Annotated in this window: 16 protein-coding genes; 6 read left to right on the top strand and 10 right to left on the bottom strand. The window is 69.5% G+C overall.

The genetic code is table 11. From position 1 onward, the window contains the following. Positions 1–74 precede the first annotated feature (74 nt). Entirely contained in the window at positions 75–1766 is a 1692-nt protein-coding gene (locus HKK74_RS04550) for a hypothetical protein (protein ID WP_187241757.1), read from the bottom strand. Beyond that, entirely contained in the window at positions 1763–2896 is a 1134-nt protein-coding gene (gene wecB, locus HKK74_RS04545) for a non-hydrolyzing UDP-N-acetylglucosamine 2-epimerase (protein WP_187241756.1), read from the bottom strand. The genes HKK74_RS04550 and wecB overlap by 4 nt, the downstream gene beginning before the upstream one ends. A 99-nt stretch (positions 2897–2995) precedes the next feature. Here wecB and HKK74_RS04540 point away from each other — a divergent pair, with 99 nt between their 5' ends. The 3 genes from HKK74_RS04540 to HKK74_RS04530 all read left to right on the top strand — a co-directional run bounded on the left by HKK74_RS04540 (position 2996) and on the right by HKK74_RS04530 (position 7126). After that, positions 2996–4507 (top strand): glycosyltransferase family 4 protein, encoded by a 1512-nt coding sequence (locus HKK74_RS04540; RefSeq protein ID WP_187241755.1) that lies wholly within the window; start codon positions 2996–2998, stop codon positions 4505–4507. A gap of 54 nt (positions 4508–4561) precedes the next feature. Beyond that, on the top strand, positions 4562–5842 hold the full coding sequence (locus HKK74_RS04535) for a nucleotide sugar dehydrogenase (protein WP_187241754.1): 1281 nt from the start codon (positions 4562–4564) through the stop codon (positions 5840–5842). 102 nt (positions 5843–5944) lie between these two features. Beyond that, positions 5945–7126, top strand: a complete 1182-nt coding sequence (locus tag HKK74_RS04530) for a glycosyltransferase family 4 protein (protein WP_187241753.1) — start codon at positions 5945–5947, stop codon at positions 7124–7126. Positions 7127–7142: 16 nt separating this feature from the next. Here the strand turns inward: HKK74_RS04530 and HKK74_RS04525 are convergent, their stop codons facing one another. Then, positions 7143–8936 (bottom strand): outer membrane protein assembly factor BamB family protein, encoded by a 1794-nt coding sequence (locus tag HKK74_RS04525; protein ID WP_187241752.1) that lies wholly within the window; start codon positions 8934–8936, stop codon positions 7143–7145. Positions 8937–9036: 100 nt separating this feature from the next. On the opposite strand from HKK74_RS04525, the gene HKK74_RS04520 reads away from it, so the two are divergent. Beyond that, positions 9037–9651, top strand: coding sequence for an HD domain-containing protein (locus HKK74_RS04520; RefSeq protein WP_187241751.1), 615 nt, complete (start codon positions 9037–9039; stop codon positions 9649–9651). A gap of 29 nt (positions 9652–9680) precedes the next feature. Beyond that, positions 9681–10163, top strand: coding sequence for an SRPBCC family protein (locus HKK74_RS04515; RefSeq protein WP_187241750.1), 483 nt, complete (start codon positions 9681–9683; stop codon positions 10161–10163). 56 nt (positions 10164–10219) lie between these two features. On the opposite strand, the gene HKK74_RS04510 is transcribed toward HKK74_RS04515, so the two are convergent. The 5 genes from HKK74_RS04510 to HKK74_RS04490 all read right to left on the bottom strand — a co-directional run bounded on the left by HKK74_RS04510 (position 10220) and on the right by HKK74_RS04490 (position 15950). Continuing rightward, on the bottom strand, positions 10220–11578 hold the full coding sequence (locus HKK74_RS04510) for a hypothetical protein (RefSeq protein WP_187241749.1): 1359 nt from the start codon (positions 11576–11578) through the stop codon (positions 10220–10222). 186 nt (positions 11579–11764) lie between these two features. Continuing rightward, positions 11765–13123 (bottom strand): sensor histidine kinase, encoded by a 1359-nt coding sequence (locus HKK74_RS04505; RefSeq protein ID WP_312881239.1) that lies wholly within the window; start codon positions 13121–13123, stop codon positions 11765–11767. 612 nt (positions 13124–13735) lie between these two features. Next, complete coding sequence (locus HKK74_RS04500) at positions 13736–14467, bottom strand: APH(3') family aminoglycoside O-phosphotransferase (RefSeq protein ID WP_187241748.1); 732 nt, start codon at positions 14465–14467, stop codon at positions 13736–13738. Positions 14468–14659: 192 nt separating this feature from the next. After that, positions 14660–15073 (bottom strand): hypothetical protein, encoded by a 414-nt coding sequence (locus HKK74_RS04495; RefSeq protein ID WP_187241747.1) that lies wholly within the window; start codon positions 15071–15073, stop codon positions 14660–14662. A gap of 220 nt (positions 15074–15293) precedes the next feature. Next, complete coding sequence (locus HKK74_RS04490; RefSeq protein WP_187241746.1) at positions 15294–15950, bottom strand: helix-turn-helix domain-containing protein; 657 nt, start codon at positions 15948–15950, stop codon at positions 15294–15296. Between the two features lie 203 nt (positions 15951–16153). On the opposite strand from HKK74_RS04490, the gene HKK74_RS04485 reads away from it, so the two are divergent. Then, positions 16154–16609, top strand: a complete 456-nt coding sequence (locus tag HKK74_RS04485) for a BRO family protein (RefSeq protein ID WP_187241745.1) — start codon at positions 16154–16156, stop codon at positions 16607–16609. 101 nt (positions 16610–16710) lie between these two features. On the opposite strand, the gene HKK74_RS04480 is transcribed toward HKK74_RS04485, so the two are convergent. Then, positions 16711–18003, bottom strand: a complete 1293-nt coding sequence (locus HKK74_RS04480) for a hypothetical protein (RefSeq protein WP_222721849.1) — start codon at positions 18001–18003, stop codon at positions 16711–16713. Continuing rightward, positions 17960–18154: a hypothetical protein gene (locus tag HKK74_RS04475; protein WP_187241744.1), complete on the bottom strand. Its 195-nt coding sequence runs from the start codon at positions 18152–18154 to the stop codon at positions 17960–17962. Before HKK74_RS04475 ends, HKK74_RS04480 begins: the two co-directional genes overlap by 44 nt. Between the last annotated feature and the right edge of the window lie 42 nt (positions 18155–18196).

Here is an 18196-nt window from a genome sequence, read left to right as displayed (position 1 = left end):
CCAGATCGCCGAACCGTCGATGAGGTTGAGATCGACGTCGCCGTAAACGAGGGCGCGTGGTCGCACTGAGATTCCTAACCTCTCGAGTCGAGGGACATGAGACGGGCTCCCTGGGCCGACCAGCCGGCCGGGGCACCGCCCGTCTCGTACAGCTCACGCCGGACCAGCGCGGGCTCGACCGCCGCCACGAACGTGTGGTCGGGGGCACCGGCCGCCGGGCCGACGGCGTCGGCGCCGGAGCACTCCGCGGCACAGACCAGATCGGCGAGATGGGACTCCGGCACCCGCGCGCCGGTCGGCCACGGCGCCACCCACGGGGCCTCGCCGGGCGTGGCCGTTCCGGAACGGCCGGCGGGATCGCCGGCGGACCGCGTGCACACGGTCACGCCGTGCTCGGCGAGCCGCGCGGTGACGGCCGTGAGGGCTCCGCCGGGCAGGCCCGCGCCGGGCGCGAACGCGACCTCGGCCGGACGGTGCGACTGGGCGAGCACGTCGTCGGCGAGCCGCGCCGCGTCGGCCGCCGATCCGACGTCCGCGACCACGGTCACGCGGCGCCCGGCGGCGGGGTCGGCGTCGATCCCGAGCCGCTCGCACAGCTCCGCCAGCCGCACCGGGGCCGAGTGGCGAAGGAACAGCGTGCGCAGCGCGAGCCTCGGGTCGTACAGCGGCACGGCCGAGAGCGTCTCGGGCAGCGCCGCCGGATCGGTCACCACGTGGACGTGCGCGCGCAGGTCGGCGGGCAGCGCGCCGGCGACGGCGGCCGGGCACAGCACGAAGGCGCCGGACGCCAGCTGCTCGGGCACCTGCGCGGGCGTGGCCGCGACCGTCACGGAGTGCCGTCGCAGCAGCTGCGGCAGCTCCGCGGGCGTGGGGTCGGCGACCCGCGCGCCGATCGTGGCGGTGATCGCGTCGACGGCACGGCGGACACCGAGCGGGAGTCGCACGCCGGGGTCGATCACGAGCGGGGTTCGGTCGCGCTCGGCCCCCCAGGCGGGGTTGAAGCGGAGCAGTGACACGCCGGGGACGGCGATCGCGTCCCAGTCGAGGCGGCTCAGCCCGGGTGCCGTGGCGGCTCCGCCGAGCTCGCCCTCGTCGCCCCGGCCGGCCGGCCACAGCACGACCGGGAGGTCGCGGCCGCGCGCCGCGTCGAGAAGGGTGCCGAGCGTCCGCTCCCGGTCGTACATGCCGGGCTCGCCGAGGTAGGCCCACGGGCCGCCGGGAGCGCCGGCGGTGACGTCGACGAGCACCAGATCGGCGTCGGAGGACTCCAGGACGAGCCCGCCGTCGTGCGGGAACAGCGGCAGCGTGCGCGCGAACCCGGCGAGGTCCGCCGTGGTGGAGGGGCCGAACACGCCGGCGATGACGAGCTGCCGCACCGAGCCCTCGAGCGCCGCGGGAGAGGCCGCGAGCAGCCGGTCCTCCTCGCGGTCGAAGACCTCCGATCGGCCGCGCGTGAAATCGGAGCTCTGGCCGGGCCGCTGCGGCGCGTCCCGGTGCTTCCACAGCCGGTAGAGCTCGCGCGGCAGGCGCGTGGCGCGGCGGCCGGGCCGGCGGGCCGCGCCGACGACGATGCGCCCGAACCGGTAGGTCGTCGAACCTTCGAGCGCGACGAGCCGCTCCTCGAGCTCACGCAGCCGGTCGTCGCGCTCGCGCACGGCGGCGCGTAGCTTGGCCACCTGCCGGTTCGCCTGCGCCTGTTGCGTCCGGAGCGCCTTGGCGCTCTCGGCGGACTTCTCGGCGGTCTCGGACGTGCTGGACTCTGTCACCCCAGATACCTCGTGATCACTTCAGCGATGCGGGGGCCGGCCTGGCCGTCCCACAGCGGCGGAGTACGGTCCCCGGCGGCCGGGCCGCCGGCGGCCTGTCCGAGCGCCTTGCGCGCCGCCGGGACCAGCTCGTCGAAGGTGACGAGCTGGTTGGTGCCGTGCGTGATGGTGATCGGCCGCTCGGTGTTGGGGCGCACGGTCAGGCACGGGACGCCGAGGATCGTCGTCTCCTCCTGCAGCCCGCCCGAGTCGGTGACGACGGCGGCGGCTCCCCGCACCGTCGCGATGAAGTCGATGTATCCGAGCGGGTCGAGGACGTGCAGGCCCGGGTGGTCGTCGAGGCCCGCGGCCAGCAGCACCGCCCGGCCGCGCGGGTGCAGCGGGATCACCACGTCGGTCATGTCGGCGATCTCGTGCAGGCGGTTCACCAGCTCACCGGCGACGGCGGGCGAGTCGACGTTCGCCGGGCGGTGCATGGTCGCGAGCACGTAGCGGTCGGGCAGGCCGTAGCGGGCCCGGACCGCCTCGGTGTCGAACGCGGCCAGGTTGGCCAGCAGCGTGTCGATCATCGGGTTGCCGACGAAGTGCGTCCGCTCGACGGGCACGCCCTCGGCCGCGAGGTGGCCGATCGCCTCAGGGCTGGTGACGAAGCACAGGTCGGAGAGCTGATCGGTGAGGCGCCGGTTGACCTCTTCCGGCATGGTCATGTCGAAGCTGCGCAACCCGGCCTCCACATGGGCAACCGGGATGTGCAGTTTGGCCGCGACGAGGGCGGCGGCGATCGTCGAGTTCACGTCGCCGTACACGATGACCAGCGCAGGTGAACGCTCGGTGAACTCCCGTTCCAATCCGATCATCAGCGCGGCGGTCTGCTGAGCGTGACTGCCGGAGCCCACTTCGAGGTTGACATCGGGCTCGGGCAGCCCGAGGTCACGGAAGAAGATCTCCGACATCCGCTCGTCGTAGTGCTGCCCCGTGTGGATGACGACCTGCCCGGTACCGATGGCACCGTCGGCGAGGGCGTTGATGACCGGGGCGGCCTTGACGAAGTTGGGCCGCGCACCGAGGACGTGGGCGACCAGCGGATGGCTCCCCGTCGGCCGGTTGCCCGGAGACACACGGTCGGACATGATTTCCCTTCTGTTCATCGAACTTGCCTACGCTGGTGGGTCGTGCTGGAAAAAACACAACCTCGGGCGAAGCGACATCGGTTGAGGCTAATCGTCTTTATGACCGGGCTTGGCCTGCGGCAGTTGCGCGACGACCCCGCCCGCGCCCTGCGGCTCGGCGTTCGGCTGACGCAGCGGTTCATGCCGGGGCCGCTGCGCAAGCGGCTGGCGGGCCTGATCGTCGCACGCCCACGCGATCCCCGCCGCGAGGTGGCCGATCTCAGGGCGCTGCTCTCGCTCCGCCGCGAGCCCACCGCCGCGACCGCTGCCACCACCGCGACCGCACCAACCGTCACGGCCGTCACGGCCGCACCGACCGTCGCGATCGCCACGAACGCCACGGCTGCCGCGACCGGCCGGCGGGAGGCGGTGGACGGACGCGTGCTGCAGTTCGTGACCAACGCCCTGCCGCGGACCAACGCCGGCTACACCGTACGGACGCACAAGATCGCACTCGCCCAACGGGAGCTGGGCCTGGACCCGCACGTGGCGTCGCGCCTCGGTCACCCGGCGGCCCAGGGGGCCTTCGACGGCCGAACCCGGGTCGAGGTCGACGGCGTTCCCTACCACCGCCTCCTGCCCTGGCTGCCGCCGCGCGACCTCGCCGCCGGCGTGCGGGCGGGCGCCGATCATGCCGCCCGGCTGGTCGAGGGGCTGCGACCGGCCGTGCTGCATCCGGTGAGCAACCACCTCAACGCCGCCGTGGCGCTGGAACTGCGCGAACGGTACGGCCTGCCGGTGGTGTACGAGGTGCGCGGCTTTCTCGAGGACTCGTGGCTGTCGCGTGATCCGGCGCACAGCGAGCAGGACGACTTCTATCGGCTCACCAGGGAGATCGAGACCCGCTGCATCCGCGAGGCCGACCGCGTCGTCACGCTCGGCGAGGCCATGCGCGACGAGATCGCCGGCCGGGGCGTCGACCCCGAGAAGATCTTCGTGGTGGCCAACGCGGTCGACGACACCTTCCTCGAACCGCTGCCCGACGGGACCGAGCTGCGCGCGTCGCTCGGCATCGCACCCGACGCGGTGGTGGTCGGACTGACCTCGTCGTTCTACGGTTACGAGGGCATTGACACGCTCATCGACGCCGCCGCGCTGCTGCGCCGGCGCGGAACACCGATCACCTTGCTGCTCGTGGGCGACGGACCCGAGCGCGCGGCGCTGGAGCGGCGCGCCACCGAACAAGGGGTGGACGCCGTCTTCACCGGCCGTGTGCCGATGTCGTCGGTCCGTCACCATCACGCCGTCCTCGATATTTTCGCCGTTCCCCGCAGGGCGGACCGGGTCTGCCAGTTGGTCACCCCGCTGAAGCCCGTCGAGGCGATGGCCGGGGGTGTCCCAGTAATAGCAAGTGATGTCAAAGCTCTCCGTGAAATCGTGGAACCAGGCGTGACCGGGACGTTAACTCTTCCGGAAGAACCCGAGGTCTGGGCACAATCACTCTTGGAACTGATTTACAGTCCAGAGCAACGCCGGAAAATCGGTGAGGCCGCCCAGGACTGGGTCCGGGCAAGGCGCACCTGGCGTGCGGTCGCCGCCCACTACCTGGAGGCCTACCGCGACATCGGCTGACCGGGCCCGCATCCACCCCCCACTCCCGGCTCGGCTCCGCTTTCCGTGGGGGACATGCGAAGGGAGCGCCGCGTGGATCTCGTGGTCATCGGGCTCGGGTACGTCGGACTGCCTCTGGTGCGCGAGGCCTGTCGCGCCGGGCTCCGGGTCGGCGGGCTCGACCGCGACAACCGTGTCGTGGCAGGTCTCAAGGCGGGGCTCTCTCACGTCGACGACGTGTCGGCCGACGAGGTCGAGGCGATGCTGGCGACCGGCTTCACGCCCACGCTGGACGAGGCGATCCTCGAGGGCGCGCGCACCGTGGTGATCTGTGTCCCCACGCCGTTGTCGGTGGACGGCGGGCCGGACCTCACCGCGGTGCGCGGCGCCTCCGAGACGGTCGCGCGCAACCTCGCCACCGGCGCGCTGGTGGTGCTGGAGTCGACGACCTACCCCGGCACCACCGACGAGGTCGTCCGCCCCATCCTGGAGAAGTCCGGGCTCACCGCCGGGCAGGACTTCCACCTGGCCTTCTCGCCCGAGCGCATCGACCCGGGCAACCCGGTCTACGGCGTCCACAACACCCCCAAGATCGTCGGCGGGCACACGCCCGCCTGCGCCAGCGCCGCCTCCGCGTTCTACGGCAAGTTCGTCGAGACGGTCGTCCAGGCCAAGGGCACCCGCGAGGCCGAGATGGCCAAGCTCCTCGAGAACACCTATCGGCACGTCAACATCGCGCTCGTCAACGAGATGGCGATCTTCTGCAACGAGCTCGACATCGACCTCTGGGACGCCATCGACTGCGCCTCCACCAAGCCCTTCGGCTTCCAGGCCTTCCGCCCCGGCCCCGGCGTCGGTGGCCACTGCATTCCCATCGACCCCAACTACCTGTCCTACAAGGTGCGGTCCCTGGGGTACCCGTTCCGGTTCGTCGAGCTCGCCCAGGAGATCAACGACCGCATGCCGCGCTACGTCGTCGAGCGCACCCAGCAGCTCCTCAACCAGCAGGGCAAGGCGCTCAAGAACGCCGACATCCTGATCCTCGGCGTCACCTACAAGCCCAACATCGCCGACCAGCGCGAGTCCCCCGCGCGGCCGGTCGCCCGGCGCCTGCAGCGCCTCGGCGCCAACCTCACCTACCACGACCCCTACGTCGCCACCTGGGACGTCGACGGCGTCGAGATCCCCAACGCCGGCACCGACCTCGTCGAGGCACTCCGCAGCGCCGACCTGGCGATCGTGCTGGCCGACCACAGCGTCTATGCGGCGGACACGCTCCGCGAGCACGCGCGGTTGCTGTTCGACACGCGGGGCCGCACCCGCGGCCTGCCGGTGGACAACGTGGAATTGCTGTGAAGTCCAGGATGCATCTGCCGGACTCGCTGAATTCATCTGCACGTTGCAAGGCCAGGTGAGACTCCCCACGGGAGCGATGCCACCCCAGTCGGAGTGAGGAATATGCGGGTCTGCGTCTGCACGATCGTGCACCATCCCGAGGACGCGCGCATTCTGCACAGGCAGATTCGCGCCCTGCTGGACGCCGGACATGAGGTGACCTACATCGCGCCGTTCCGGGCGTGCAACGTCACGCCCTGGCGCAACATCCATCCGGTGGACGTGCCCCGTGCCACGGGGCGGAACCGGCTGCGCGCGATACGTGCCGCGCGCGCCGTGCTGGCCCGGCACGCCCCGTACTCCGACGTGGTCCTGCTGCACGACCCGGAGCTCCTGCTGGCGATCCCCCGCAAGCTCAGGCGCCGTACGGTCGTGTGGGACGTGCACGAGGACACGGCGGCGGCGCTGAGCGCGAAGGGCTGGGTGCCGCGGCCGCTGCTCCCGCTGCTGCGCCCGGCCGTGCGCTACCTCGAGGCCCGCACCGAGCGCAGGCACCGCCTGCTGCTGGCCGAGGAGGGCTACCGCTCCCGGTTCGAGCGCGAGCACCCGGTCGTGCCGAACACCACCTATGTCTCCGATACCGCCCCCGACGCACCGGACGGCCGACGCGTCGTCTACGTCGGGCACCTGTCCATGGCGCGCGGCGCCGGCGACATGATCGAGGTGGCCCGGCGGCTGCACGGCGAGGGCATCACGGTCGAGCTGATCGGCGCGGCCGACGCCGACGTCCGCGTCCTGCTCCGCGAGGCACAGCTCCAAGGGATCCTGCGGTGGTACGGCTTCGTGCCGAACGACCGGGCGCTGCGCATCGCCGAGGGGGCCATGGCGGGGCTGGCGCTGCTGCACGACGAGCCGAACTACCGGCACTCCATGCCCACCAAGGTGATCGAGTACATGGCCCGCGGCATCCCGGTGATCACCACGCCGAACCCGCCCGCCGTCGACCTCATCGGATCGAGCGGCGCCGGGCTCATCGTCGACTTCGAGCAGCCGGACGCCGCCGCCGACGCCGTACGGCGGCTGCGCGACGACGCCGAGTTGCGCACCGAGCTGGGCCGGCGCGGCTACGAGACCGCCCGGGCTCGCTTCCACTGGCCGGTACAGGCCGAGCGGTTCGTCGCCCGCCTGGAGTACTGGGCGCGCGCCACCGCCGACGGAGCGGCCGAGGAGACCGAGACGGAGCCCTCAGGAGAGATCATCGGGGCGGCCGAACACACCCCGAACGGAACCTCTCTGCCGGCCTGAGTCCGCGCGCCTCCCCTCACGGCCGCGGCGGCAGCCGGGTCGCGACGGCCCGGGCCAACCGGGTGGCGACACCCGGGGTCTGGTAGGCGTTCACCGCGACGATGTAGCGGTCGACCCGCATCGCGATCGTGCCGGACGTGCCGAGCTCGTACGCCTCGTCCTTGATGTCCATCAGCTGCCGCGCGAGCGGCTCGGTGGCCCGCCACGCGGCCAGCAGCTCGCCCGCCGCCTGCGGGCTCTCGGCCACCCACTCCACCGTGACGGTCAGTGCGGTGGCGCTCTGGCCCTTGTCGTCATCCGGCTCGTAACGGCAGCTCACCGGCCGCGGCAACCCCACATCGCCGACGCCCGTCCGCTCCGGCCGGGTGCGGTACGTGCCCTTGCGCACCGCGGCGAGATCGTGCTTGCGCAACAGGCCGCATGCGTCCGGCCAGTCCGCCGTGGCGACACCGCCGAGTTCCTCGGGTCCGCGTCCGCCCGGCCCCCCGCGCAACGCGATGAGCCGCGCGGCACCGGCGGGATAGGCGTCGCGCCGCTCGCCGGTGCCCTCCCTGGGCCCGACCTCCGGGACGGCGACGTACAGCAGCCCGCCCGCCGCAGCCACCCACGGCCGGACACCGTCCATGCCGGGGCCGATGACGAACGGCGCGGGCACGGTCGTGGTCGCACCGTCGGCCGGGGCGACGATGTCGATGCCGGCGGGCAGCAGGTTCTCGGCCAGGCGCGGGCGCAGACCGTAGAGCCGGTCGCCGCCCACCGTCAGCGCCGCGTAGTCGGGCACGTCGCGCTGCCACGCGGTGCGGCCCGAGGGGACGTCGATCGCCTCCATTCGGTGCTCGGCGTCCCCTTCCCCGCCCGTGCGATAGACGATGACCAGGCGGTCGCCGGACAGCACGACCGGGCACATCGCCCCGCACAGGTCGTCACCGACGCGAACGGCGATCTCCTTGCCGTCCCGGCCGAAGGCCCGCAGCGAGTCGCCGTCGAAGACCACGGTCACATCGCCGTCGACGGTCACCGCCGGCGGCTCGGCCGGGCGGAGGACCTTGCTCCAGCGGGTGCGCCCCGAGGCGGGGTCGACGGCGAGCACCCGGCCGTGCCGGCCGCAGTCGAGCGACAGCACCGAGAGGGTCTCGCTGCCGCCGGAGCCGTGCGCGGTCGCGTCGGGCAGCTCGCACCCCCGTGGGAGATTCGTGGTCCACAGCCGCTTGCCGGTGGTCGTGGACCGGCCGCGCAGTGACGTACGCCCGGCATCCGTCGTCAGCACCACACCGGACCCGGCCGGCCAGCGCAGTGAAGATCGCTCCAGCGCGGCGGGCGCCTCGCCGGCCGCCCGCCAGAGCAGCCGGCCGCTCACCGCGTCGAAGCCGATGATGAGGCGGTCGCCGCGGTGCCCGGCGCGCTCGAGGTAGGCCAGCAGATGATCTCCGGTCGCGGCCCAGCCGAGCAGCGTCCAGTCACTGCGGTTGTAGTGCCACCGGGCGGCCCCCGTACGAGCGTCGCGCACGTCCAGGCCCCGGCCCGACGCCACGACCACCTGTCCCCGTACGACGGCGTGGGCGACCTGGTCGTACGGTGAGAGACCGCTGCGGCGGACGGCCGTGGCGAGCTGCCAGGCCGAGGCCACCGGCCCGGGCGGTGGCCCGAGGTCGGCCAGCCGGCCGACGGGCCGGTCGGTGACCTTCCGGTCGACCTGCCACCATTCCGCCTGGAGCACGAACTTGTTGACCAGGACCGCGGCTGACGTGACGGCCAGCACCACCGCCACGAGACCCAGCACGTGCCGCTGCCTGCTGCCGATCGCCGTCACCTCCCTTCGCCGTCCAAGCTTGCCGTGCTCGCAGCGGCTTCGCGACAATACGGCGCAGCGGGCGGGCATGCGCCGGCCCGATGCCACTCGGAGTTCACACATGGAGACCTTCACCAGCTGGCGGACGTGGGACGACGCCCGGCCGGACCTGCTGTCCGCCGCTTCCGGTGCCTACCGTCCCGTCATCCCGGTGCTCGACCGCGCGGCCGCCGCGGCGGTGCGCTGGCACGGCGACCAGCTGCGGCCCACCGGCGTGCCGTACGTCGAGCATCTGCTGGAGGCGCTCGAGGTGCAGGTGCGCGGCCCCGGCGTCCAAGATCCGGACGTACTTGTGGCCACCCTGCTGCACGACGTGGTCGAGGACACCGGCGCCTCACTGGGCGACGTCGAGAAGGAGTTCGGGCCCGTGGTGGCCGAACTCGTCGACTGGGTCACCAAGCCGCCCGCCGAGGAGGGCGGTGGCGGTGGCCGGGCCGCCAAGCGCGCCGCCAAGGCCGCCTACCTGCGGCGGCTGCGCGATGCCCCCCGCGAGGCGATCCTGGTGAAGCTGGCCGACCGGGTGAGCAACGTGCAGCGGCTCGACCAGATGCCGCCGGACTTCCAGAAGCGCTACTACGCCGAGACGGTGACGTACGTCCAGCCGCTCGCCGAGGGCGAGCCCTGGTTCGCCGCGTGGTTCGCCGGCTGGAGCACACATTTCGGCCATCTTCGCTGACGAGTTCGCCGACGAGAAGGGATCAGGGCATGGCACGCGAGTGGGTGGTCGAGGAGAGCGTGGTCGTCGCCGCGCCGCCGGACCGGGTCTACGAGACCGTGGCCGACCTCAAGCGCATGGGCGAGTGGAGCCCCGAGACCTTCGCCATCTGGACCCGCGGCCGCCCGGTGCGGCCCGGGATGACCTTCGTCGGCTGGAATCGGATCGGCTGGCGCCTGTGGTTCACCAACTGCCGGGTCACCGCCGCCGAGCCTGGCCGCGTCTTCGCCTTCCGGGTGACCAGCTTCCGCATGCCCGGCTCGGTGTGGGGCTACCGCTTCGAGGACATCGGCGACGGATCCACCCGGCTCACGGAGTACTGGGAGGACCTGCGCCGAGACAGCCGCAGCGCCCCGATCATCTCGGCACTCGGCCGGATCTTCACCGGCGTGAAGGCCGAGGAGCGGTCCGCCGTGAACCGCGAGGGCATGCGAGCCACCCTCTCCCGCATCAAGGCCGCCGTCGAGTCCTGACGTCAGATCGTGGAACCGAGCACGTCACATCGCCGGCTCGGGCCCGGAACGTTGAGTCAGGGCTGCGCACGGATTTCTCCGATCAGGCCGCGGAGCCAGGGCCGGCGCGCCTCGGGCTGCTTGACCAGGCACGTCAGGACGTCGTGGCGACCGAACCACCTTGCGTAACCGGTGATCTCCATGCCGAGGCCGTGGTGGGTCGGTTCGTCGCGGTGCACCATGGCGGCGAGCCCGTTGTGACCCCAGTGTGTACGGGACAGGGCGCGGATGCTCTGGGTCTGGTCGTGTGCGAGGTAAGACCACACGTGCGCGGCGAGCGGAACGTACTCGGCTATCGGCATCGAGCGGTCTCTGGTCGCATGCGCGAGTTCGGGCCGGGCGTCGGACCCGATGTCATGCTGGGGAATCACCCCGATCAGGTTCAGCTCGTGGGGTTCGGTGAGTTCTTGAGCGCACCAATCGTTCAGCAGGCCCGCAGCCGTGGTGAAGGGTTCGCCCGGTCCTACGAGGTCGCAGATCACGGCTGACCGGCCGACGGAGGTCACCGATGCCGGGGTGACGCCTACCGTGGCCGCGGCCACCCGCCACTGGCCGGCGTGCCGGGAGTCGACGCGCGGCAGTCGCCGGAGCGCGCGGGCATGACCGGTTCCTTGCAACGTCGCGGTGAGGAGGTCCCGAATCGGGGCGGCCGGCCCGTCCGCCACGAATATCGGCCCGCCGCCCGAACGCGCGAGGACCGTGGCCGTACAGGTCACGAATTCACCGATCCACCGCCAGTCCAGGTCCCCTCGGTCGTCCAGCGGAGCGTTTCCGAGCCGTTCGGCCTCTGCGGTGTCCCACCAGAATGGAACCGTGGCGCTCGCCCGGTGTGAATCTTCATCGGCCACGCCCACCGCAGCGGGATCCAGCCGTGCCTCCTGCCAGTTCTGGCAGTCATCGGTCCGAGTGCCGACCTCAGCGCCACAGGATACGCAGGCCAGATTCGGCCCCGCGCCCCCGTTGAGTCCCCAGCATCCCGTTTCGCATTTCTCGAGGATCAAACGAGTGTTCTGCACGTCCCCCGGTGCCAGCACGTAGGTGTCTCGCGGACCCGCAGACCCGCGGCCGCCGGGTCTGCCGTGAATCAGGACGGATTCCTCATCGTCCAGCTGTAGCCACGGTGGGCCGAAAGGCTCGGGGTCGACCGCATAGGTTCCCTGCCGCATAAGTGGCGGGCAGACACCAGGACCGTGCATCGGCGGTCTCGTCCCATAATTCGGCAACCGCACCCGGTCGACCGGTACGGTCAGGGCCGTCTCGCAGCCGATGCACCGGAAAACGACCACGCCCACCATGCTGCCCGCACCGGCAACCCGACGCACCTGAATTGGCAGCGGAGCGCCGCCGAGGTCGTCAACGCCGTCGAAGCGCGACATCGTCCGCGAGGTCGCGGACGACGTACAGGCGAGTTACGGCTCAGGCCAACGGACGTCCTCAGCGCGGCTCAGCCCGGACGCGGGGACGGCCGGCGTGCCTGCGAGCGAGAAGATGAGAGCTGCAACAGCCAAGGGAGCGTGCTGCCGCAAGAAGCCGCTTGTCATAGGTGACGAACGCTTGGTCGGTCATCGGGATTGAGGCGTGAAGCGCTTCAAGTGTGTCGATCCGTTGTCGAGGTCAGGTAGAGGGAGGCGCAGCACGAACCGCGCGCCATGATCACTGTCTTCGATGGTGAGGGTGCCGCCATGGGCCTGGGCGATCCGCCGGGCGATCGGGAGTCCGAGACCGGTTCCCCCGGCGTCTTTGGCGCGTGAGGCGCCGAGGCGAACGAATCGCTGGAATACGATCTCCCGCTGGTCAGGAGGGATGCCCTCGCCGTCGTTGGTCACCTCCAGTACCGCTGTGTCCTGCTGGTGGGCGACCGCGACCGTCACGCTGGATGCGGCATGACGCTCGGCGTTGTCGAGAAGGTTGGTCAGCAACCGGGTCAAACCGAGCCGGTCGCCGTTGATGATCACTGTGGGGGTGAGCCGCCTCCCTATCGTGACCTTGCGCGGCCGCCGGTCCAGCTCGCACGTCACCAAGGCGGTCAGGTCGATGGCGTCGTGCCGCCCATGGATGCCCGCATCCAGCCGGCACAGCTGCAGTAGATCGGCGACCAGGTCCTGCATCCACTCCACGCTGCTCAGCAACGCATTGCCCGTTTCCCGCCAGTCGGTGTCCCGCGGATGCAGGAGCGCCTCTTCGATCTGTGTGCGCATGGCGGTCAACGGGCTGCGCAGGTCGTGGGAGGCATCGGAGGCGAACTGGAGCTGCTGTTGGATCGCTGCCTGGGCCCGCTCCAGGGTCTGGTTGGCGGTCTCGGCGAGATCCTTCAGCTCGTCCTGGACTTTGGGCACCGGTACGCGCTGGTCCAAGTCGCCGGCGGTGATCGTGGCGAGCTTGCCGCTGATGGCGTGTACGGGCGCAAGGGTCTTGCCCACGATGTGATAGGCGCCCCGGGCAGTGACTGCGATCAGCAGGAGCCAGCAGGCCACAAGCGGGCCCAGCAGCCTGAAGCTGATGTACCAGGGCACCTCGGGGGTCGCCATGTAGAGCCGCCAGAGGCCGTCCGGCATGTGGAAGGGGATGTCGATCACGATCTTGCACTCGCCGGGAAAGGCGGGCAGGTCGCACAGCCTCTTGGTCACGTATGAGTCGGGGTCGGGATGGAAGTTGACCATCGGCGGCTTGCCCGCCAGGTTCGGTGTCGCAGCAGCCGGCACACCGGAGGGGGTGAACATCTGGATCTCGGTGCCCGAGGTCTCGGGCCGGAGCGCAGGCCCGCCTCTGCTGCGAGTGCGCTGGATGAGCTGCACGGCGTTGGCGACCAGTTGTTCGGTCCGGTAATCCGTGGCGCCTGTCCGGACTGCTATCAGGATGAATACCGCGACGGCGGTGCAGATCAGCGCCATGACGACGCTCGCCACCACAGTCAGACGCACCCTGATGGAGTGCCACTGCCACATATTCGACCGACTCCTCTCGCAGAGCAGACGGTTCGCTTCCTTTACACCCCCCTTTCCTCGTACAGGGAGATCCACAGCAATGCCTGGGCAAATACCGGACGATCCGACTGTTGAGTCGTGGCGTGTCGGGGTCTTCTAGCGGCATGAGGGCCCGACACGCCACGACTCAACGATGCCGCGCTTTCGTAGCGGCGGGTCGCCAGGCCTGGCTGGGCGAACGGGGTAGCTTCTGGGCTGCCCGCAATGGCCCGAGTGGCGGCCCGCTGGAATCTGCGACCAAGGCGGGAACCGGCCACGTCGGCCCGCCCGGCCACCCGCAATTCCGGGGTCACGCTGGCGGTCGATCAGTCCGTGCCGGGCCGATGGCTGCGGAGCGGCGTTACTGACGCAATCCGGGGTGCTGGCGGCTGCTGGTCGGTGTCGAGTCCGGCCAACGCCTGATCCATGGCCTTGCGGGTGCGGGTGTCCTCAAGCTGACGCTCTAGCGGGTTGTCCACAGCCTCAGCTCGGTCGATGATGCTCGCGCCGGCCCAGTGACGGGATCGTGGCCTCCTCTTTTACCGGCTCTCGGGCGGCGTGGGCCGGGCGTTAGAACATTTCGTCCAGCAGCCGGAAGTAGTGCAGCCTCTGCTCGTCGAGGGTGTCCAGCCCATAGGCGGCGAGGAAGTCGTCAACGGCCGGTGGGCCGAAGTCGTCGTGTAGATCTCGTACGGCGATGGCCAGATCGAGGTAGCGATCTGCCACGCCGAGCCCACCGACATCGATCAGCACGGGATTACCCACCTGGGGGAGCAGCACGTTGCTCGGAGCGTAGTCGCCATGTGCAACGACGAAGTCCTCGGCGGTGGGGCGCTCGGCGATCAGCCGGTCATAGACCTGTAGGGGAGACAGGCCGAGGTGGTCGTCGTCGAAGTCGTCCGGGTCGACCAGCCCGGTGCGCACGCGCTCAGCCGCCCGGGTGAGGCGGACATCGAGCCGCTCATTGAAGGGGCACTCGCTGATCGCGATGGCGTGTACGTCGCGGAGGACCTGGCCCATCAGCGTGCCGATGCGCGGCGGCGCGGCACTCGCCAGGCTGGGCGCGGCCACGTCGGCGAGCACCAGGGTGTCGTCGTCGAAGGCGACGATGTCGGGCACGCTCGCCCAGCGCTTGAGCCAGCGCAGCCGCTCATGTTCGGCCACGGCGATCGGGCCCTGCTTGACGTAGAACACTCCCGACGCGCTCGTCACGCGCAGCACGTGACCACTCATCCCCCCGTGCTTGTCAGACCAGACGGGGTCCTTGCCGAGTACGGTCACAATTCGGTCGCTAACCTGCATGCGGGTGATCGTAACGAGGTCCGGACTCCCGCCTCCGCACCCGCGGCCGCCCACCCCCAGCTCGACGCCGTCACCGCTTGGCACAGATAATCACCCGCTATCGGCCCGCGCCCGCGTCACGGCAGGCGGTCAAGCCACTGACTCAGCGCGGCCGAGTATCTGTACGCCCACCGCGGCCGGGGGCAATCGAGCCTAATCCGGCCGACGGCGGTTGCTGAGCTCGTCCCCTGCTCCACGGACCATGCCGTTGAGCATGTCGCTGGTGGCGCGCTCAACGCTTTCGAGCGCTTCGAGCCTGGTGATGACGTTCTTCTCTGCGATGGCCAAGCTCTGTTCGAGTCTGGCGAGACGGCTTCTCAGCTCGCCCATCATCTCGGCGAGTTCCCTGTCGCCGTTGACGGCGACCTTGGCGAGCTTCGTGTGGTTGTCCGCGGCGAACGCGGCCAAGATCATCATTGTCGCCCCGATCCAGCACGCGACACCGAAGCCGAACCCGGCGATGGAACCGACCTTCTCGACGTTGAACGCGACCATCATGGTTCCGCCGAAAATGAAGATGGCTGCGAACAGGATGGCTACGTTGCGCCGATCCGCGAAGCCGGTCATGGTGCTTGCGTGGCGGTTATGGTGATCGTTCTCTTTGTCCGTGAATGACAAGGCAGGAGGCCCCTTCCGTGCCAGGAGGCGTCTTCGCTGAAGCATTCGGCGCCGACGGTCACTCAGCGTCGAAGCACTGCTAGATATTTTGCGGCCAAATCCAGGCGTACGCCCCTCGTAGTATGCACGGTGCGCAACATTAATGTTCCGTTACCTTGACTCGCTCCGGTCAGGCAGTGTCCCGCGCGTCAGCTCCGTCGTGGCCGGGCGACCGAAATCCGAGCAGCGTCGCGACCGCCCTCGCCAGTTCCGGATCGTTTCGCACCCGCTCGGCGATCTCCTCGGCCTGGCGCACCTCTTCTTCGGTGAACCCCTGCGTTGGCTTGACGCGCTGCTCTTCGGGCCAGCGGTGAACGGTGGCAGGTTCCTTGCCTGTATCGACGATCGCATCGATGCTTCCCGGCTCCCAGCGCAAGGCACGCTCAAGGCCGAGTTTCACATGACCCTCGGGAATCATCTGGCGCCTGAGGTCATGGAGTTCCTCCTCCGGAATGCGCCCGTCTCTGGCGACGTCAGCCCATGTCAGTCGGAGCTGATCCATGCGGGTCCGGATGTAGTCGGCCAGCAGTTCGCGCCTGGACGGTGGGCGTTCATAGACGACCGGCTCCCCGCCCTCAGCGATGCGCTGCAAATCTCCCGGATACCAGCTCAAGACCGCCTCGAGGGCACCGCGGGTCTTCGCCTGGGGCCATCGCTCGCCGGACTCCAGGTTATAGATGGTCTTGATGTCGACGCCCGCTCGGTCTGCGAGCCCTTGCTGGGTCAGGCCGACTTCACCTCGACGTGCAATAACGTAGCGTGCGACACGTGTCCGGTCCCTGCTCATGGCATCAATCATGCAGGGAACAACTGGGAACATCCAGCCTCTTTTGGCCAACTTCTCGATCCGGCCAGGCCATAAGTGTCGAACAAAACAGGCGATAGCAGAATAAATTGGTCCGTAAAGGTCTCACGAGGACCCTTAGCTCCAGCCTGGGATTGCTGCTTTCTTCTTGCTAGATTCCCGATTGTTACCTAGTCTTCCCGGGCATGGCCGACAGCACGGCCAGCGGCAGGAAGGATCAGGTGATGACCGAGCGGAACCTGTTCGGTAGCGACGGCATCGACCTTAATGCGAACGCCGGGATCATCTACCACGCGCAGACCGGCTGGCCGCTGCGGTGGCTACGCCTGGATGACGTCGTCTGGTTCCACTTCGGCGACCTTTGCAAAGGCGCCGGGTACTCCAACACGTCAGCGGCCATCAACCTGGTCGAGGACGAAGACAAAAAGAAGATCGACATCTGGAGCGTCTCCGCAGGCCCTGCCACTCTAAGTTTTCTTAGGGCGGGCGCGACCAGCGGAAACGCCGAGCAATGGTTCGTCACCGAGAACGGGTTCCTCACCCTCGACCTCGCTGCTCCTCGATGCGACGGTCCACGCATGTTCCGCCGCTGGGTCATCAGCGTCGTTTTCCCCCAGTTCCGCAGCGCCCATGCGCAATGAACCCGCGGTAGTCGGAGAGATCACAAAGCCGATCTCCCTAGTGCCACGGCGCAGAGCCGGACTGCGCCAAGGCACTAGGCAGAAGATCTTTCAGTCCTCGATCACGGGTCGGTATCCGGTTCGGTGAAGCCCGGCAATCGGAGGCGTGCCGCGATCGTTTCGGCGAACCAGGGGAAGTAGTCGTTGTCAGGATCGAATCCGGCCTGTGCCGCCTCGGACCAGTCGGGGCGACACAGTACGACCAGGTATTGGTCGAGCAGGCGTTGTCGATGGTCGGCGGTGATGCCAAGGCGGTCAGGCGCCGCTTGGGCGAGATCATCGGCGATGTGCGCGGCGTCGAGGTAGCGGGACAAGGTCGGTGCCTGGTGGGCGAGGTGGCCGGCGTGAGCCTCCAGGACGATGCTGGTCGGCGGGTAGTGTTCCCATGTCGTACCCATGCCGCCGCACTGGGCCATGATCTTGAGTAGCCGGCCGGTGTGGTCGATCAGTGGCTCGTCGGCGTCGGGGGCGACGATCGCTTCGTGGAGATGAGCAGCCGTTGCGACCCTGCCCGCGAAGTAACCGTTGAGGTAGTCGCCGTCGCAGGCTCGCCGCAGCAGCCACGACCGAGCCCGGGTGCTGCCGCCCAGACAGAGGGCCTCGACGATGTAGACGCGTCCCCAGCCCGCGACTCGTTCGGCCAGCCAGAGCAGGGCGTCGACACCGCCCCTACGCCGTTTCAGCGCATGGGCGGCAAGAACACCGAAGCGCTCGGAAAGCAGACCGATGGTCCGGATGATCTCGACATCCTCATCCGCCCAGTCGGCCGCCAAAAGCGCAGTTCCGATCAGAGCTGAGCACCGGTCGGAGCTGTGCCGTACAAGCCATCGCCCGGTCTCTTGCACCCGTTGGCGGTCGGCCCGAAGGGCGGCCGCCGCTATGTGTTCGTTGTGATGAATCGGGACGTCCACATCATGGAACGCCCAGGCCAGTTCGCTCGGTTTGGCGTCGGACCTGGCGAAATGAGAATCGAGGATGGCGGCGGCGTCCATACCCTGGCGACGGGCGTCATCCGACCGCCGCGTCCGGCCATCGCGCCGATGGTGTTCTTCGTCGGGATACGGCTCGCCATCACGAGGCAGCGCCGTGTCGGGATTCAGGTGATGCAGCCGCAGAGCGTGGTCATACAGGCTCATCCGGGGTCCGAGCGATCCATGCTCGGCCGTCTCGCTCATCGGCGAACGGAGGACTCGATTCTCTTGATCATGCTGACAGCATGCCAGAACAAACGAATCCGCCAAACGGTCAGTTGACTTAGCTCCTTGTGAGCGCCCATCCGCCCGCGGCTCGGTGGGCTCCCAGTGCGCGCTTTCAGCAGGCCTGTTCTTTGGGTGCCGGCGCGATCCGGTCGGCAAGAGAGTGCAGCGCGACGGCCGCCTTGCGGCGCGCGACGGCAGTGCGCTGCCGCGGTTCGACGTGCGGGATGACGGGGGCGTCCGGCAGCGCGCTGGTCACGAACGACTGCTGCGCGCTGAGTGCCGGACCGTGGGACAGGTACGTGCTCATCCGAGCCACCTTCTGGATCGATTCAGATCGAACCTCAGGTTA

The sequence above is a fragment of the Actinomadura alba genome, from assembly GCF_014323705.1.
Lineage (GTDB): Bacteria > Actinomycetota > Actinomycetes > Streptosporangiales > Streptosporangiaceae > Actinomadura_C > Actinomadura_C alba.
This window is presented reverse-complemented; position numbering and strand designations above follow the sequence as displayed.

Bases quoted from the DNA above. Each gene is read 5' to 3' on its own strand.
- HKK74_RS04495 (WP_187241747.1), bottom strand. From the start codon at position 15,073: ATGACCGGCTTCGCGGATCGGCGCAACGTAGCCATCCTGTTCGCAGCC.
- HKK74_RS04510 (WP_187241749.1), bottom strand. From the start codon at position 11,578: ATGTCGCGCTTCGACGGCGTTGACGACCTCGGCGGCGCTCCGCTGCCA.
- HKK74_RS04520 (WP_187241751.1), top strand. From the start codon at position 9,037: ATGGAGACCTTCACCAGCTGGCGGACGTGGGACGACGCCCGGCCGGAC.
- HKK74_RS04490 (WP_187241746.1), bottom strand. From the start codon at position 15,950: ATGAGCAGGGACCGGACACGTGTCGCACGCTACGTTATTGCACGTCGA.
- HKK74_RS04515 (WP_187241750.1), top strand. From the start codon at position 9,681: ATGGCACGCGAGTGGGTGGTCGAGGAGAGCGTGGTCGTCGCCGCGCCG.
- HKK74_RS04500 (WP_187241748.1), bottom strand. From the start codon at position 14,467: ATGCAGGTTAGCGACCGAATTGTGACCGTACTCGGCAAGGACCCCGTC.
- HKK74_RS04475 (WP_187241744.1), bottom strand. From the start codon at position 18,154: ATGAGCACGTACCTGTCCCACGGTCCGGCACTCAGCGCGCAGCAGTCG.
- wecB (WP_187241756.1), bottom strand. From the start codon at position 2,896: ATGTCCGACCGTGTGTCTCCGGGCAACCGGCCGACGGGGAGCCATCCG.
- HKK74_RS04535 (WP_187241754.1), top strand. From the start codon at position 4,562: ATGCGAAGGGAGCGCCGCGTGGATCTCGTGGTCATCGGGCTCGGGTAC.
- HKK74_RS04540 (WP_187241755.1), top strand. From the start codon at position 2,996: ATGACCGGGCTTGGCCTGCGGCAGTTGCGCGACGACCCCGCCCGCGCC.
- HKK74_RS04485 (WP_187241745.1), top strand. From the start codon at position 16,154: ATGGCCGACAGCACGGCCAGCGGCAGGAAGGATCAGGTGATGACCGAG.
- HKK74_RS04530 (WP_187241753.1), top strand. From the start codon at position 5,945: ATGCGGGTCTGCGTCTGCACGATCGTGCACCATCCCGAGGACGCGCGC.